Origin of the sequence: Clostridium intestinale (assembly GCF_035905475.1) — a bacterium.
Lineage (GTDB): Bacteria > Bacillota > Clostridia > Clostridiales > Clostridiaceae > Clostridium_T > Clostridium_T intestinale.
Genome location: NZ_CP121166.1, coordinates 4,456,302 through 4,471,711, shown reverse-complemented (window position 1 = coordinate 4,471,711; position 15,410 = coordinate 4,456,302). Strand labels below are relative to the sequence as shown.

The window sequence follows — 15,410 nt, the reverse complement described above, 5'->3', positions numbered from 1 at the left end:
TGATTAATACATTTTTGTATTTTTTCAACGCATTTTTGCATTATTTTGATATAGCACTTTTATTAAATAATCTCTAAGCTCTTCAGTTGACTTTTCAATTTGTTCTGGAGTCCAATTTTGAAATCCCGTTCCGCTCTTGAAGCCTAATTCTCCTTTTTCAACCTTTTCTCTTAATATAGGAGAAGGTTCAGTAGAATTTTCTAAATGCTTCAATATATAGTCGTGAATAGATAAAGTTAAATCTGTTCCTACCATATCAGCATTTTCCATAGGCCCTAGCTTTGGAAGTCTTAGTCCAAAACTATATTTAATCGCTTCATCAACGGTTTTAGCATCTGCTATTCCTCTTTCTACAATAGAGATAGCTTCTCTCCAAAGTGCATGTTGAAGTCTATTAGCTACAAAGCCTGGAACATCCATGTTTACTCTTATTGGTTTTTTATTTACCTTCTTAAGTAATTCCATAGTGTCATCCATAACCTCTTCTGAAGTGTAATCAGATTTAACTACTTCAACTAGGGGTATTAGGTATGGAGGATTCCAGAAATGAGTTCCTACAACCCTTGATTTATTTTTAACTTTTTGTGATATTTCAGTAATACTCATTACAGATGTATTAGTTGCAAATATTACATTTTCTTTGCATAATGGCTCTAAACGCATGAATAAATCTTGTTTTAGTTCCATTTTTTCTGGAATACATTCTATAATAAAATCTGCATCCCTAACCGCTTCCTTTAAATCTTCTGTTAAAGTTATTCTATCTAATGTAGCGTTAACTTCTTCTTGAGTAAAAACACCATTTTCTTTTAATACTTGAAGGTTTGTCCTTATCTTATATATACATTCAAGTTCAAACTTTTCTCTAATAAATATAGTTACCTTTAAATCTTCACAGCCAGCAAATACTTGAGCTATTCCGCTTCCCATCATGCCTGGACCAAATACTGTAATGTTTTTAATCTTATTGTTCACGAAATTAATCCTCCTACATTCTTAATGAAAATAAAGTGAAACTTTTCAGGTGGGGTTTTATACTCCACCTGAATTTAGTTGAACTAATCCAGGAGCGTGCATCCGTTATTTCCCACTTGAAGAAGTGGGATATTACGGATGCTAGCTATCGGATAAAAACACAAAAATGTGTTTTTATTTAGCAATTCTTAAGTCCTAATATTTTTCTTGCTTCAGCTGGAGTTGCTATTTCTTTACCCATTTCAATTACTGTTCTCTTTGTTCTTTCAACAAATTCTACGTTAGATGTAGCTAGCTGTCCTTTTTTATAGAATATATTGTCTTCCATTCCTACTCTTAAATTTCCTCCTAATGCTAATGTTGCATATAATATAGGAAGATGTTGTTTTCCTATTCCTATAGCTCCCCAAGTTGCATCCGCAGGAATCAAATTCTTAAGATATACCAGATTTTCTACAGTTGCTGCCATTCCTCCAGGTACTCCTAATACAAATTGGAAATGAAGTGGTCCTTTTAAGATTCCTTTTTTGTAATAATATAATGCATTATAAACCATTCCTGCATCGAATATTTCTATTTCAGGTTTCACGTCATTTTCTTGCATAGCAATCCCTAACTTTTCTAGGAACTGAGGGCTGTTTTCAAACACTGTTGAATGCTGCCAGTTCATACTTCCGCAGTCATAAGAGGCTATTTCAGGTTTTAATTCTATGAAAGGCTTCATTCTTACATCATCATCAAGACCTATTCCACCTGAAGTAGTTAAGTTTATTACTATATCACATTTTTCTCTTACAAGCTCTACTGTCTTTTCAAATTTCTCAAAACTCATAGATGCCTTATCTTCGTCATCTCTAACATGAATATGAGCAATAGAAGCTCCTGCTTTATAGCACTGATAAATCTCTTCTGCTATTTCTTCAGGTTGTAGCGGTACATATGGTGTCTCTTTTTTTGTAGGCCAAGCTCCTGTAGTTGCTACTGTCAATATAACCTTATCTTCTGGATTTCCCATAATTAATTTCCTCTTTTCCTTAATTTTAATTTTGAGGATACTCTATAAGAGTATCCTCAAAATTAATTCTTATTTATATTTGTGTATTTTCTAGACCTCATTAATTAAGACCTAGAATCCACCGTATGTGTAAGTTCTTTCTGGAACATCATTTACTTGATCTTCATCTATTTCAGCAACGCAACGAACCATAGATCCATCTCCCATGTACCATCTGATTGGTAAACATAAGAATCTGAAACGCTTTCCTGATACTTGATCTAAATTTCCACCAAGGTTTTCAACACCAACTATACCATGTCCTAACATTTGTTTATGACATGGTTCCCATGTTCCCCAGCATCCGATTTCTTCTAAGTCACCGAATTTTTCATCATATGCTTCTTTACCATGAATTCTAATATATTCATCTTTATCAAACTCAGCATATGCTTCTTCACCAAATTTTTCTTTGTATTCTTCTGTTATTGGTCTTCCTGAAGCACCTAATAAGTTTAATTTAGTAGCTCCATTATTACCCATAGCTGTATGAAGTGGATGATCAAGAGCTTGCATATCCATAGCTACACATTTAACTTTGTGCTTTACAAACCATTTTCCTGCCTCAACCCCTGTACCACATGAGTAATGATAGTATTCTTTTGAATCATCAAATTTACGGTGCATTCCTGTATTTAAACAGATAACCATTCCTTCTAATTCTTCTAGTTTTATATTTGCACGTCTACATGCATCTTCAAGATGTTCTGGGCCAATTAACCCCCAAGGTTCAATATTTATTTCAAGACAAACTGCATCACCCATATATGCATCAACTGGCATTTCATGAGTGTAACGAGCTCTTCTTCCATCAAATTCTTTTTCCATAACGTGACGTGGTGCATCACAGTGTGTTCCAGTGTGTTGTACACAATCAATTCTTTGTGTAAGAACTCCACCCTTTGCTAAACTGTGCATAGAATCAATTACTGGTTTTACAAAATAAGGCCAACGTGGAATATCAGCGCTGAATGGATGTGTTAAATCTACAAATACTTTTTTTGCCATTTTTATTTCCTCCTAAAATTGTGAATTATTTATTCTATCAAGTATTATCCTTGAAATTTTCTTAATTAAATTAGATTAGTTAGCCCAGTATCCGCCTTCTGCAGCTACATTAGCTCCAGTCATGAAGTCACTTGCACTTGATGCTAGGAATATACATGGTCCTACAAAATCTTCTGGTTCTCCAAGACGACCTACAGGAAGTCTTCTTAAGAAGTTTTTATAAACAGCACTTTCTGGATCAAACATCCACTCTGTTAAATCTGAACGGAATACTGTTGGGTTTATAGTATTAACATTAATTTTATGTTTAGCTGTCCACTCGCAAGCTAGGGATTGAGCCATAAGATCTATTCCTGCTTTTGCTGTACAGTATCCTGTATATCCAGACATACCCATCTTAGAACGCGCAGAAGATACCATTATAACCTTACCGCCTTTTCCTTGTTCTATCATTTGTTGTCCAACATATTTACAGAATAACCAAGTTCCTTGTACATCTGAATCCATGATTTTTTTCCATTCACTTAACTCTTGTTCTACTATTGGTTGTGGATTATTGTATCCTGCTGCTGTTACTAATACATTGATTTCTCCAAATCTTTTAACAGCATCATCAACCACTTTAATTACATCTGCTTCTATAGCAGGATCTCCTGTTGAATATCCACAGGCAATTCCTTGAGCTTCTAATTCATCACATAAAGCTTTGCACTTTGCATCACTACGTCCAGTAACGAAAACTTTCATTCCTGCAAGTCCATATCCAAAAGCAACTGCTTTTCCTAATGCTCCAGTAGCTCCAGTTATAACAGCAACTTTCCCTGTAACATTAAATAACTTATTTACAAATTGTGAATCCATTACTATTCTCCTTCTCGATTATGCCTTAATAATTTACTACTACTAACATAGTTGCAGGCATATTAGTTTCATTGATAATTGATCTACCTTCATTAGGAGCTATAAATATTGAATCATATTTATTTAGTACATATTCTTCAGTCTTAGTTTTTATAGTTACTTGTCCATCTAATACAACATAAATTTTTTCAGTAGGAGAGTCTTCATAAGCGTACTCTGCACCACCACCTGGAAGAAAATGTGTTACTCCCATCCAAAATTCTTTTGCTCCAGTTTCTTCAGTACCATGTAATTTTAAAGTTGAGCAATCAAAATGTAATGGAGCCTTATATGGTTTAACCTCGTTAAATTTAACTTGTTTCATTTCTTCACCTCCTCTCAATATCCTTTAAATATCTATAATCTTTAATTTTTCAGCTATTATTAAATTAGCTTCAGTAGCATTTATTACTTCTTCCACTGTTAAGTCTGGAGCAATCTCTCTTAAAAGAAGCCCTTCTGGAGTTACTTCCATAACACCCATTTCAGTAACAATTAGATTCACTTTGCCCACAGCTGTAAGTGGAAGTCTGCATTCTTTAAGTATTTTTGTTTCACCTTTAGCAGTATGCATCATGGCAATTATTACTTTTTTTGCACCACTCACTAAGTCCATAGCTCCCCCCATACCTGGAACCATCTTTCCTGGTATCATGTAGTTTGCTAAATTTCCTTTTTCATCTACCTCTAAGGAACCTAAAACGGTAACATCTACATGTCCACCACGAATTATTCCAAAAGATGTAGAACTGTCAAAAAAAGCTGCTCCACTATTTATAGTTACGTATTGTGCTCCTGCATTTACTATGTCTTTATCTTCTTTACCTTCTTCTGGTGCGCTTCCTAACCCAACAAAACCATTTTCAGATTGGAAAGTTACATTTATATCTTCTGGTAAATAATTTGCTACCATTGTTGGAAGTCCAATTCCTAAATTAACTACATCTCCATCTTTAAGTTCTTTTGCTATTCTTCTTGCAATAAACTCTTTAGCATTTTTAGGATTCATTACGCTTCACCTCCAACAATATAATCAACAAATATTCCTGGGGTCATAACATGATTAGGATCAAGTTCCCCAACTTCCACAATTCTTTCAGCACCTACTATTACATTGTCTGCTGCTGTTGCCATTAGTGGATTAAAGTTTCTTGTTGAAGCGTTATAAAATACATTACCTTGCTTGTCTACAGTTGAACCTCCCAATATTGCTAAGTCCGCTCTTAATGGAAGTTCTAGAAGATATTCTTTATCTTCAACCTTAATTTTCTGTTTGCCATCCTCTACAATTGTTCCTATACCTGTTTCAGTTAGAAACCCTCCGATTCCAGCTCCACCACATCTAATTTGTTCTACTAATGTTCCTTGAGGTACAAGTTCAACAATAAGCTCTCCACTATTCATTTGCTTTCCTGCCTCTGGATTTAATCCTATATGAGATGCAATAACCTTTTTAACCTGCTTATTAACAACTAATTTACCTACTCCTCTGTCTGGAAATCCAGTATCATTAGCTATTATAGTTAAATTTTTCACATTTTTCTTCACTATTGCATCAATAATAAACTCAGGAGTACCTACCCCCATGAAGCCCCCTACCATAATGGTCATATCATCTTTAATGTATTCCATTACCTCATCAATACTTTTTATCTTGTTCATAAGTCACCTACTTCTAATCATGTATCTCTCAACACTTATACTTATAGCAATTAGTATGCCAACCCTCTGGAAAATCTTTATACTCTTTTCCTCTTATATCTTAAATAGCTATGAGCCCTTATTTTATGGGCTTTCGCATTTTTATAGTTAAGTTGTTTCTTTAATTTCTTCTTATTTGTATTTGGAAACCTTTTTCAATTACTTATAGATTTAATTCATTTTTGTATCATTCTTTAAAAACTAAGTGTTAGTATAGATTTAATAACCGTTTTATCTCTAATACATTTTTGTATTGCTTCAATTTATTAATGTATCGTTTTCTTAATATTGATTCTTTTAATTATCAGACATAACTACAATCTCTGAGCATACCTTTAATCCGTACTTACTTAAATCTTCATAGGTATATTTTATATTTAATAGATTTTCAGTAATTATGGAATCTTCCTCTTCACATAACATCATAAATTTGAATCTTTTGTCTTCAAAAATTCCTTTACCAACCTCATATACTATATCCCTTAGAGTTACTCCAAAAGGTATTTCATATACCCCTGGTTCATTCACATCTCCTAATATGTTTATAAGCTTAGTTCCTCTGCTTTCTTTTGTTCCATTTTCTAAGTAAGTATATAAGTCTGCTGAAAATAAAGTTGGCAGTACAGCTAAGGTTTCTATATTATTTATACATATAGCGTGGTTTTCTTTTGTCTTTAAAGTTTTTTCATTTAACTTTTCGTATACCACCTTTATTTTAAATTGCTCTCCTAGAAGACCTTCCCTAAATAATTCATTTATATATTTCTCTACCTTCCTATTAAGATCAGGGTATGTTTTACCCAAATAAATATATCCTTCAGAAGCTTCTATAATGTTTCCAGCTATAATCATGCCTTCTAATACTCTAAAGGAGTCTTTCTCTAATAGAGTTAAATCCCTTAAACTCTTGTCATCTATGCTACAAACAACTGCTTTTTCTATATTTTTTTCATTTATTAACGACCTAAACTTCTTTGCAATATTATGAGCAGAGCTATTTCTTTCTCTAAGTCCAGCTTTATCTATAACCTCAATTATATTTTCTTTGCTCATTGACTTCATAAGGTTAAGTGAAGCAAAACCTTCAACCTCTAAATATTCTTTTAATGATTCTATATCTTCATCTTCAAAATTCTTTGATATAAATTTCATACCCTTGTGAACTATTTCATTCTCTGAATTAATGTGTACTATCTCATTATTTAAATATTTGTGATGTAACTCATTTTTTAAATTGTGAGTTAATTCATTTTCTAAATTGTGCATAATTTTCTCCTTAAAATCTTCTTCTAATTTCTATACTTAGTTTTATAAGCAATTAATGTACCAATTATTTTCCTAAGCATTTATTTCTTCTAAAAGCATTGATACTTCTTATTTCTATTAGGTTTCTGTAATTTAATTGATTTTTGTATATAGGAAGTTTTCAATTCATATTAGTATTAATATTTAAATTTATCTGATGTCTAGCCACTATAATAGATATATTTCTTCTTTTCTCTCCAATACAGTTATGTATTAATTCGATGTATTAACGTATCAGAGACATAACAAAAAGGCATCACAATAATGATAAAAAAATCACTTTGTAATACCTTTTCTTTAATTTATATGTTCATTCTTATACTATTCTGCATACTCTCTGTATTGCTCTTCGTTTTTCAATACTCTAAGGGTTCCTAGTGCAAGAGATTCCATCTCATTTTCTCCTGCTTTTATTTCTACTGGAGCAATAAATTCTACACGTTCTTTAATCATGCCTGTCATTAATTTAGAGTAGGCAATTCCTCCAGTTATAATTATATAGTCTACTTGTCCTTTAACGACTGTTGCAAGTTCTCCAATTCCTTTAGCTACTTGATAAGCCATAGCTTCATAAACAAGCTTAGCTTTTTCATTACCTTCATTAATCATTTTTTCTACTTCTCTTGCATCTACAGTATTTAGGTAAGCTTTTATTCCACCATTTCCTCTTAGTTTTTTGCTCATAGTTTTCTTATCATATTTTCCTGAAAAACATAAGTCTATTAGTTCTTTACAAGGAACTCTTCCAGACCTTTCTGGTGAAAATGGACCTTCATCATCAGCAATTATATCTACCATACTACCTTTTTTATGAACACTTACTGATATTCCACCACCCAAATGTGCTACTATGAAGTTCATATCTGAGTATTTCTTTCCATATTTCTCTGAAACTTTCATAGCCATTGCTCTAGAATTTAATGCATGACTTGTACTAGTTCTTGGTATTTCAGGCATTCCTGATATACGAGCTATATCTTCTAACTCATCTACTCTTACTGAATCATATATATATGAAGAAACTCCGATAGAATTAGCTATTTCATATGCTATTATAGCTCCTAAGTTTGAAGCATGTTCTATTACAGGATTGTTTCTTAGTCTGTCTACCATCTTGTCATTAACTTTATAAGCTCCTGATTTTACTGATGGAAGCATTCCCCCTCTACCGACTACAGCTGCTAATTCTTCTACTTTATATCCTTTGTCTTTTAAGCATAGAAGAACGCATTCTTTTCTCATTTCAAACTGTTCTTGTATGCTATTATATTTATCTATCTCTTCAGCAGGGTGATCTAGAGTTTCACAAAAAATCTCTTTTTCATTCTCATAAAGAGCTATTTTAGTTGAAGTTGACCCTGGGTTTATTACTAATATTTTAAAACTCATTTTTCTCCTCCTAAAAGTACTATTTATTTGCTCTTTGCCATTGCTAATAGCAAACCTAATGCTATAGATAAGAAAGCTGAAACAAGTACTCTAAATTCTGATGGTAGTAGGAATACTATTGTATGAGCTGGAATCCAAAAGAAAGGACATGTTTTTAACCAGCTAAATTTAACTAAACTACTCCAATCATTTTTTTCTATTAGTTCATTTATTGTTACTTTTCCACCTTGCTTTTCATATTTAATGTCAATATACAAATCTGTAAATCTATGAAATACCATCATCATTGGTCCAAAAGTTACATTCATTATTGCACTTCCAAAGAAAGCTTGTGCTAGTTTAGATCCTGCAAATGGAAGTTTAGCTTCTACTTGAGCAGCTTGTGCCCCTCCCATAAATACGCTAAACACAAGGGTTACCATCATTCCTATAATTCCCCATATAATAGCTTTATAGATTATCCCTTTAGGAATACTCCATTCTTTCTTTATAATTCTAATACCAAGAAGGTCACCCATTGTCGCTAAGATACCAAACTTAACAAATCCTCCTAGATAAGCATATCTAGAAGTAAAATCTATAAATACCGTTCTAGATGCAGGTATTACTAATATCAAAATCCATATTAGCAGTGCACCTATCCAATAAAAATCTCCCTTTTTCAAAAAAATCATCCCCTATCTTTAGTAAGCTGCTTTACTTCTGAGATTTTCCAATTTCAAGCCCCTTTTCAAAAGCTTGTCTGTTTAGAGGAAGTAACTTTGGTTTTTTACCTAACTTTTGTTCAATTGTTCCCCAAACAATTTCAGGAGAAATTACTTCAGTATAACCTACATACACTCCAAGCATGATAACATTAAGAACTTTTGCATTTCCTAACTGAAGTGCTAGTTCTGTTACAGGCGCTGAAACTACTTTAATATCATTTCTTGTAACTTCTTTATCTATAATTGAACTGTTAACAAAAAGAGTACCGCCCTCTTTCAATGTACCAATAAATCTATCTAATGATGGTTCATTCATAACAATTAAGTCATCCATAACATCACCTAAAGGTGCTCCTACCATTTCATCTGAAATTACAACAAAACAGTTTGCTGTACCACCACGTTGTTCAGCTCCATATGATGGGAAGAAAGTAACGTTTTTATCTGTAGAATCACAAGTTGCAGATGCTAAGAATTTTCCTAGTGTCATAACTCCCTGTCCACCGAATCCGGCAACACACAAGTTTGTTTCCATATCTTTTTTCCTCCTACCTATCTCTTATTACACCCAGTGGGTATTCTGGAAGCATTTTTTCTTCAATGAATTTAAGTGAATCTAATGCATCAAGTCCCCAGTTTGTTGGGCAACTTGTTACTATCTCAACCATTGAGAAACCTTTACCATTTAGTTGGTTTTCAAATGCTTTTCTAATTGCCTTTTTAGTTTTAATTACATTACCTGGAGTATTACAGCTTGTGCGTTCTAAATATGCTGGTGCTGTAAGCTGATTCAATATTTCACACATATGCATTGGATATCCGTGTTCCTTAGCTATACGACCTTTAGGTGCTGTAGATGCTTTCATTCCTAATAGTGTAGTAGGTGCAAGTTGTCCCCCGGTCATACCATAAGTAGCATTATTTATAAAAATAACCGTAATATTTTCACCACGATTTGCTGCTGAAATTGATTCTCCAAGTCCTATAGCAGCAAAGTCACCATCTCCTTGGTATGTAAAAACCAAAGAATCTGGATTTGCTCTTTTAACTCCAGTAGCAACAGCACAAGCTCGTCCATGAGGGGATGTTATATTATCATATGCAATATAGTCCATATGAAGCCCACAACACCCAACACCAAGTATGCAGGCAGTTCTTTCAACAACGTTCATTTCTTCTAAAACTTCACCTATTAATTTCATAACTGTACTATGCATACATCCCGGACAGAAACCGGAAACTTTATCTTCTTGGATTGTCTTTGTTCTTGCATAAATCTTTTCCATTTTCTATACCTCCTAGTATTCCTAAATTACACGTGACAATTATTAATTGTTACGCCTAATACTTTTCATTAATTTCTTTTATAGCCTCAATAACAGCTTCACGACTTATGATGTTTCCCCCTGAACATAAGCACATTTCAATTGGACAACGTCCCTTTGTTCCTTTTTCTACATCCTGTACAAATTGAGCAGGAATAGACATTTCAACATCAAGAACAGCTTTGCATATATCGTAGTTTATATTATCAAAAGCCTTGTATGGGAAAGGACTTACCGTGATTGGTCTTATCAATCCAACTTTGATACCTTCTTTACGAAGTATATCAACTGCTGATTTTGATATACGTGAGGAAATACCATAAGAAGCAATAACAATTTCTGCGTCTTCTATCATATATTCTTCTACTTGCACATCTTTTTCCCATGAATTATATAAGTCAGCAGCTTCTTCATTTACTTGTTGCATTTTGCTTGTAATCCATTGTCCTGGTTGAATCCATGACCTATTTGGATAATCCAACTTATGCCCCACACAAGCCCAATTTTTATTTGCTTCTTTTAATGCAGAAACTTCCTCCTCTATTTTCATATCAGGAAGCTCCACTGGCTCCATCATTGTTCCTATGACCCCATCACAAAGAATTAAAACAGGATTCATATCTCTTTGTGCATAATCAAATGCTTTATACGTTATATCAACAGCTTCTTGAACTGAAGCTGGAGCAAACACCATCATTTTGAACCCACCGTTACCTGAAGCTTTTGTTGCCTGGGAATAATCCTGTTGAGCTGGCTGAATAGAGCCTATTCCAGGGCCTCCACGAGAAATATTAGCATAAACCATTGGTATACGAGCTGATGCACAGAATGAAATACCTTCACTTTTTAGTGATATTCCAGGACTTGATGAAGATGTCATGGATCTTGTTCCTGTTGAAGCAGCTCCATAAACCATATTTATAGAGGCAACTTCGCTTTCTCCTTGTACAAAGTTCCCTCCAACCTCAGGCAATCTTCTTGCAAAGTATTCTGGTATTTCATTTTGTGGTGTAATAGGATATCCAGCAAAAAATCTACATCCTGCTCTAACAGCTGCTTCTGCTATAGCTTCACAGCCTTTCATAAATATTCTAGACATGTTAATTTCCCTCCTCTTATTTGTATACTTCAATAGCCGCATCTGGACACATTCTTGCACACATACAACATCCGATACAAGCATCCATATTAACTGGTACTACATACTCATAGCCTTTTGAATTAACTTTATTTCCTACAGCTAGCACACTCTTAGGACAAAACTTAATACAATACTGACAGCTTTTACAGCTTTCTGATCTAATCTCTACTTTTGCCATTTTAATCAAATTCTCCTCTCAAAATTCATTTTCGACTTGATTCCATGGATATGTTAAATATAAATGAATGGGCATTAAAGGAATATCTGTCTTCGCTTTTACCTCATCGTATAACTCATCATTTACGCAGGTAAACTTTATATCCTTTAACTCGCCAATCATTTCAATTATTTTTGAATTACCTTCTAAAACTTCTTCTACAGTTGTAGAAACTCCGTTATTCGGATTACTTATTATGTTCACTTTTTCTAATCTAATATGAGATATCTTTAATATAGATGAAAGGGTTCCATCTATATGATTTAATTCATCAGACCAAGGTCTAAAGGCATTAAGAACATAATATACAGCTGTGTTATCTTTATTTACTTTAGGAGCGAATCCACCGATAGCTCGTGCACCTATATCATTTCCACCAACATCCATAACTACATAACAACTATCGTCTTTAAGTAGAAGGTTGACCCCTCCTACAATTGTTGGAGCATCATAAAACTGCTCTTGATGGTGAAATATAATACCCATGCTTTCAATATTTTCCTTAACATCTCTGGAACGGAACAAAGGTTTTGTCATATCCATATCAAAGAAATGTACTGGCTTTTCATTAAGATCAACAAGATACTTTGCAAAGTTTATTGCAATCTCACTCTTACCGCTTCCAGCTTCCCCAACAAAAATAAAATTGGATTTATCTACTGTAAATTTTTTTAAATCAATATTCATAAATCACCTCAACAGCATTTAATTAATTATTTTGATGCAGATGCAGATAAAACAAGTGATAAGTACTTTTCTTCTGCTGTAGATCCTCTTGATGTTAAAACAATTGGAACTTTAGCTCCTATAATAAATCCTGCCATTTTAGCTTCAGCTGAATATACTAGTGATTTTCCTAATATATTTCCTGTTGTTATATTAGGGACTACTAATATATCCGCATCTGCTACAATCTCACTTTTATATCCCTTTATCTCTGCTGATTCCTTACTCATTACCAAGTCATAAGATATTGGTCCTTCAATTAAGCAATCAGTAATCTCACCATTTATGTTCATTTGCTTTAGGTTATCTGCATCAACAGTTTCTGGCATTTTTGTGTTTACGTTTTCCACTGCTGCTAAAATACCAACCTTTGGTTTTGTATATCCTATTGCTTTAAATATATCTACTGCATTTTCTATTATCTGTTTCTTCTCTTGTACATTAGGGTACATCATCATTCCGCCATCTGTTACAGCTAATAACTTGTGGTAATTAGGAAGTTCGTGCATAGCCATATGAGACATTATTCGTCCTGTGCCTAACCCCTTTTCTTTATTTACTACTGCTCTCAAAAGATCTGCAGTTTGAATTTTCCCTTTCATGATAACCTGAACTTTTCCTTCTCTTGCAAGCTCTACAGCTTTAACAGCCGCTTCTTTAGGCTCTTCAATATTAATAATAGTTAAGTCTTTTAAATCTTCATTTAACTTATTTGATATTTCTCTTATCTTCTCTTCATTACCTATTAATATAGGTTCTACTATTCCTTCATTTCTTGCTTTAAAAACTGACTCTAAGGCATGTTCATCTTCTGCTGCTACAACTGCTACTTTTTTCTTATCATTACATTTAAGCGTCTCTATTAGTTGCTCAAAACTTTTTAGGTACATTATTATCCTCCTTAAAATTTAAATCTCACTAGCAATTATTAACTAAGCAAAGTTTGTGCCAAAAAAAATACAAGCATTTTGCTTGTATTTACTGACTTCTCATTATTAGTCATGTTCAAATTTCTTAACACCATGTTCAATTTTCTTTACTTCTTCATTTTACTCCATAAAGAGGTTCTGCTTATTCCTAACTGTTTAGCTATTTCACTTTTAGACATCCCTCCCTTTACTAGCATATCTATAACCTTCTCTTCCACATATCTATTTATCTCTTTTAAATCAATACTCATATCATTTTCATACACTTCATATTCAATTATATTTTCTTCTTCCTCTAATTCTAATTCCTCAAATACAATATATCTTTCAGCAACATTTCTCAATTCTCTTACATTACCTGGCCACATATAATTTTCTAACCTAAATTTCACCTCTTCACTTAGTTCTACTATTTCTCTATCATTGGACAATACATTTAAATAATGTTCAAATAAAGGAATAATATCCTTTTTTCTTTTTCTTAAAGGAGGAATGTGAACTTCTAAAATATTAAGCCTATAAAATAAATCATTTCTGAAACTTCTTTCTTTAACCTTGTTTTTCAAATTTTCATTAGCAGCAGCAATAATTCTTACATCAAGTGGAATCACATAGTCTGAACCTATTCTCATCACTTCTTTTTCCTCTAAAACACGCAGCAGCTTGGCCTGTAAATTTAAAGATATACTATTTATTTCATCTAAAAATATTGTTCCTTCGTGTGCTAGTTCAAATAAGCCTGGCTTACCGCCTTTTCTAGCTCCTGTAAAGGCACCTTCTTCATATCCAAAAAGCTCACTTTCTAAGAGACTTTCTGATATAGCTGCACAGTTTATAGCAACAAATGGCTCTGTTTTTCTTCTTCCTATATTGTGTATGCTCTGTGCAATCATTTCTTTTCCTGTTCCACTTTCTCCATAAATCATTACAGTACTCTCTGTTAAGCCCGCATTTACAGCCTTAGCAACAGTAGCTTTCATTAAAGAATCATAGGCTATTATATGATTAAAGGTATATTTAGTAACTAGTCCCTTTTTATTAAGTTCATATCTTATTCTCTTCTCTAATTTTTGTAACTTAGTTATATCTTGAAATGAACATAGAACTCCATAAATCTCTCCATCCACGTCCAACATAGAAACATTTGCAGTAATAACTATATTATTTAATGTCCTTATCTCATTATAGGAATTAGTTTTACTTTCTAATATATCTATCATAAACTTAAGCTCAGGAAATACTTCTAATAGGTTTTTATCCATTATCTCCGAAGTATCCTTTCTTAATATTTCTTTCGCTCTCTCATTATATATTATTATTTTTCCATACTTATCTACAGATATAACTGCATCGTGAACCCCATCTAAAACAGTTTCTAAAATTTCATTTTTATATTTTTGTTCTTGTAATCCATCAGCTAGATTTTTAGCATATTCAATACCTTCATAAATAGATTCTTTAGTTGCACCTATTGATACACTATCAATACCCCATTTCTTTGCATACTTACAAGGTATACCTCCACCTACTATAACTACCTTATCTTTGTTTTCAAGATACTTCATTACAAATTCCTCTATGTTATTAACATCATGGAACTTTTCTATAATGACATTTGTAGTTATCATGTCTTTCCATTCATCATAATCAAAATACTCTAAATCTGATATCATAAGTACAATATCTTTCTTAAACCTTCCAGCAGTTTTTATGGCATATAAAATATCAATGGTACTTATTTTTAGATGTATTACAGGAACATTAACTTTTCCTAGAGTATGACGATATCCTCCACTCCTTGCTATAATTGCTTTTGCTCCTTTTTCTTCTAACATCTTTCCTTGATTATTTATATTACTTTGGTCTAATATATCTATTATTATATTTCCACTTTCTACTTCATCTCTAAATAAATCTACTATACTATTTTTAAGTTCTTCATCAGATGCAATTACACCAATTTTATTTTCCATAAATACCACCCTTTAATTAATTTAAATAAGAGACATTACCATAATTGACCTTATAGTAAT

Annotated in this window: 17 protein-coding genes; all 17 read right to left on the bottom strand. The window is 32.8% G+C overall.

Annotated elements, in window-relative coordinates; genetic code table 11:
• Positions 1–24: 24 nt before the first annotated feature.
• Positions 25–975, bottom strand: a complete 951-nt coding sequence (locus P8F83_RS22530) for a 3-hydroxyacyl-CoA dehydrogenase family protein (RefSeq protein WP_326512770.1) — start codon at positions 973–975, stop codon at positions 25–27.
• 178 nt (positions 976–1,153) lie between these two features.
• Positions 1,154–1,990, bottom strand: a complete 837-nt coding sequence (locus tag P8F83_RS22525) for a beta-keto acid cleavage family enzyme (RefSeq protein ID WP_326512769.1) — start codon at positions 1,988–1,990, stop codon at positions 1,154–1,156.
• A 111-nt stretch (positions 1,991–2,101) separates the two neighbouring features.
• Complete coding sequence (locus tag P8F83_RS22520) at positions 2,102–3,037, bottom strand: cyclase family protein (protein WP_315110824.1); 936 nt, start codon at positions 3,035–3,037, stop codon at positions 2,102–2,104.
• A 75-nt stretch (positions 3,038–3,112) separates the two neighbouring features.
• The gene (locus tag P8F83_RS22515; protein WP_315110826.1) at positions 3,113–3,898 is read right to left on the bottom strand and encodes an SDR family NAD(P)-dependent oxidoreductase; all 786 of its coding nucleotides are present in this window, start codon (positions 3,896–3,898) and stop codon (positions 3,113–3,115) included.
• Between the two features lie 25 nt (positions 3,899–3,923).
• The gene (locus tag P8F83_RS22510; RefSeq protein ID WP_073022397.1) at positions 3,924–4,262 is read right to left on the bottom strand and encodes a cupin domain-containing protein; all 339 of its coding nucleotides are present in this window, start codon (positions 4,260–4,262) and stop codon (positions 3,924–3,926) included.
• 24 nt (positions 4,263–4,286) lie between these two features.
• Positions 4,287–4,946, bottom strand: coding sequence for a 3-oxoacid CoA-transferase subunit B (locus tag P8F83_RS22505; RefSeq protein WP_315110828.1), 660 nt, complete (start codon positions 4,944–4,946; stop codon positions 4,287–4,289).
• A complete protein-coding gene (atoD, locus tag P8F83_RS22500; protein ID WP_326512768.1) occupies positions 4,946–5,599 on the bottom strand; it encodes an acetate CoA-transferase subunit alpha in 654 nt (217 codons plus the stop codon). The genes P8F83_RS22505 and atoD overlap by 1 nt, the downstream gene beginning before the upstream one ends.
• 336 nt (positions 5,600–5,935) lie before the next feature.
• Positions 5,936–6,904: a hypothetical protein gene (locus tag P8F83_RS22495; protein ID WP_326512767.1), complete on the bottom strand. Its 969-nt coding sequence runs from the start codon at positions 6,902–6,904 to the stop codon at positions 5,936–5,938.
• Positions 6,905–7,264: 360 nt separating this feature from the next.
• Entirely contained in the window at positions 7,265–8,332 is a 1,068-nt protein-coding gene (gene buk, locus P8F83_RS22490) for a butyrate kinase (protein ID WP_326512766.1), read from the bottom strand.
• Positions 8,333–8,355: 23 nt separating this feature from the next.
• Entirely contained in the window at positions 8,356–8,997 is a 642-nt protein-coding gene (locus P8F83_RS22485; RefSeq protein ID WP_420022601.1) for a hypothetical protein, read from the bottom strand.
• Positions 8,998–9,028: 31 nt separating this feature from the next.
• Positions 9,029–9,574 carry a 2-oxoacid:acceptor oxidoreductase family protein gene (locus tag P8F83_RS22480; RefSeq protein ID WP_315110837.1) on the bottom strand — a complete coding sequence of 182 codons (546 nt, stop codon included), beginning with the start codon at positions 9,572–9,574 and terminating at the stop codon, positions 9,029–9,031.
• 13 nt (positions 9,575–9,587) lie between these two features.
• On the bottom strand, positions 9,588–10,325 hold the full coding sequence (locus tag P8F83_RS22475; RefSeq protein WP_326512764.1) for a thiamine pyrophosphate-dependent enzyme: 738 nt from the start codon (positions 10,323–10,325) through the stop codon (positions 9,588–9,590).
• A gap of 55 nt (positions 10,326–10,380) precedes the next feature.
• Positions 10,381–11,463 carry a 3-methyl-2-oxobutanoate dehydrogenase subunit VorB gene (vorB, locus tag P8F83_RS22470; protein WP_326512763.1) on the bottom strand — a complete coding sequence of 361 codons (1,083 nt, stop codon included), beginning with the start codon at positions 11,461–11,463 and terminating at the stop codon, positions 10,381–10,383.
• 16 nt (positions 11,464–11,479) lie between these two features.
• Positions 11,480–11,683 (bottom strand): 4Fe-4S binding protein, encoded by a 204-nt coding sequence (locus P8F83_RS22465; RefSeq protein WP_315110843.1) that lies wholly within the window; start codon positions 11,681–11,683, stop codon positions 11,480–11,482.
• 18 nt (positions 11,684–11,701) lie between these two features.
• Complete coding sequence (locus P8F83_RS22460; RefSeq protein WP_326512762.1) at positions 11,702–12,409, bottom strand: hypothetical protein; 708 nt, start codon at positions 12,407–12,409, stop codon at positions 11,702–11,704.
• Between the two features lie 26 nt (positions 12,410–12,435).
• Positions 12,436–13,338 (bottom strand): bifunctional enoyl-CoA hydratase/phosphate acetyltransferase, encoded by a 903-nt coding sequence (locus tag P8F83_RS22455; protein ID WP_326512761.1) that lies wholly within the window; start codon positions 13,336–13,338, stop codon positions 12,436–12,438.
• Positions 13,339–13,484: 146 nt separating this feature from the next.
• On the bottom strand, positions 13,485–15,350 hold the full coding sequence (locus P8F83_RS22450) for a sigma 54-interacting transcriptional regulator (protein ID WP_315110849.1): 1,866 nt from the start codon (positions 15,348–15,350) through the stop codon (positions 13,485–13,487).
• Positions 15,351–15,410 lie beyond the last annotated feature (60 nt).

Bases quoted from the DNA above. Each gene is read 5' to 3' on its own strand.
- P8F83_RS22525 (WP_326512769.1), bottom strand. From the start codon at position 1,990: ATGGGAAATCCAGAAGATAAGGTTATATTGACAGTAGCAACTACAGGA.
- P8F83_RS22460 (WP_326512762.1), bottom strand. From the start codon at position 12,409: ATGAATATTGATTTAAAAAAATTTACAGTAGATAAATCCAATTTTATT.
- P8F83_RS22520 (WP_315110824.1), bottom strand. From the start codon at position 3,037: ATGGCAAAAAAAGTATTTGTAGATTTAACACATCCATTCAGCGCTGAT.
- atoD (WP_326512768.1), bottom strand. From the start codon at position 5,599: ATGAACAAGATAAAAAGTATTGATGAGGTAATGGAATACATTAAAGAT.
- P8F83_RS22505 (WP_315110828.1), bottom strand. From the start codon at position 4,946: ATGAATCCTAAAAATGCTAAAGAGTTTATTGCAAGAAGAATAGCAAAA.
- vorB (WP_326512763.1), bottom strand. From the start codon at position 11,463: ATGTCTAGAATATTTATGAAAGGCTGTGAAGCTATAGCAGAAGCAGCT.
- P8F83_RS22455 (WP_326512761.1), bottom strand. From the start codon at position 13,338: ATGTACCTAAAAAGTTTTGAGCAACTAATAGAGACGCTTAAATGTAAT.
- P8F83_RS22495 (WP_326512767.1), bottom strand. From the start codon at position 6,904: ATGCACAATTTAGAAAATGAATTAACTCACAATTTAAAAAATGAGTTA.
- buk (WP_326512766.1), bottom strand. From the start codon at position 8,332: ATGAGTTTTAAAATATTAGTAATAAACCCAGGGTCAACTTCAACTAAA.
- P8F83_RS22510 (WP_073022397.1), bottom strand. From the start codon at position 4,262: ATGAAACAAGTTAAATTTAACGAGGTTAAACCATATAAGGCTCCATTA.
- P8F83_RS22515 (WP_315110826.1), bottom strand. From the start codon at position 3,898: ATGGATTCACAATTTGTAAATAAGTTATTTAATGTTACAGGGAAAGTT.
- P8F83_RS22450 (WP_315110849.1), bottom strand. From the start codon at position 15,350: ATGGAAAATAAAATTGGTGTAATTGCATCTGATGAAGAACTTAAAAAT.
- P8F83_RS22480 (WP_315110837.1), bottom strand. From the start codon at position 9,574: ATGGAAACAAACTTGTGTGTTGCCGGATTCGGTGGACAGGGAGTTATG.
- P8F83_RS22475 (WP_326512764.1), bottom strand. From the start codon at position 10,325: ATGGAAAAGATTTATGCAAGAACAAAGACAATCCAAGAAGATAAAGTT.
- P8F83_RS22465 (WP_315110843.1), bottom strand. From the start codon at position 11,683: ATGGCAAAAGTAGAGATTAGATCAGAAAGCTGTAAAAGCTGTCAGTAT.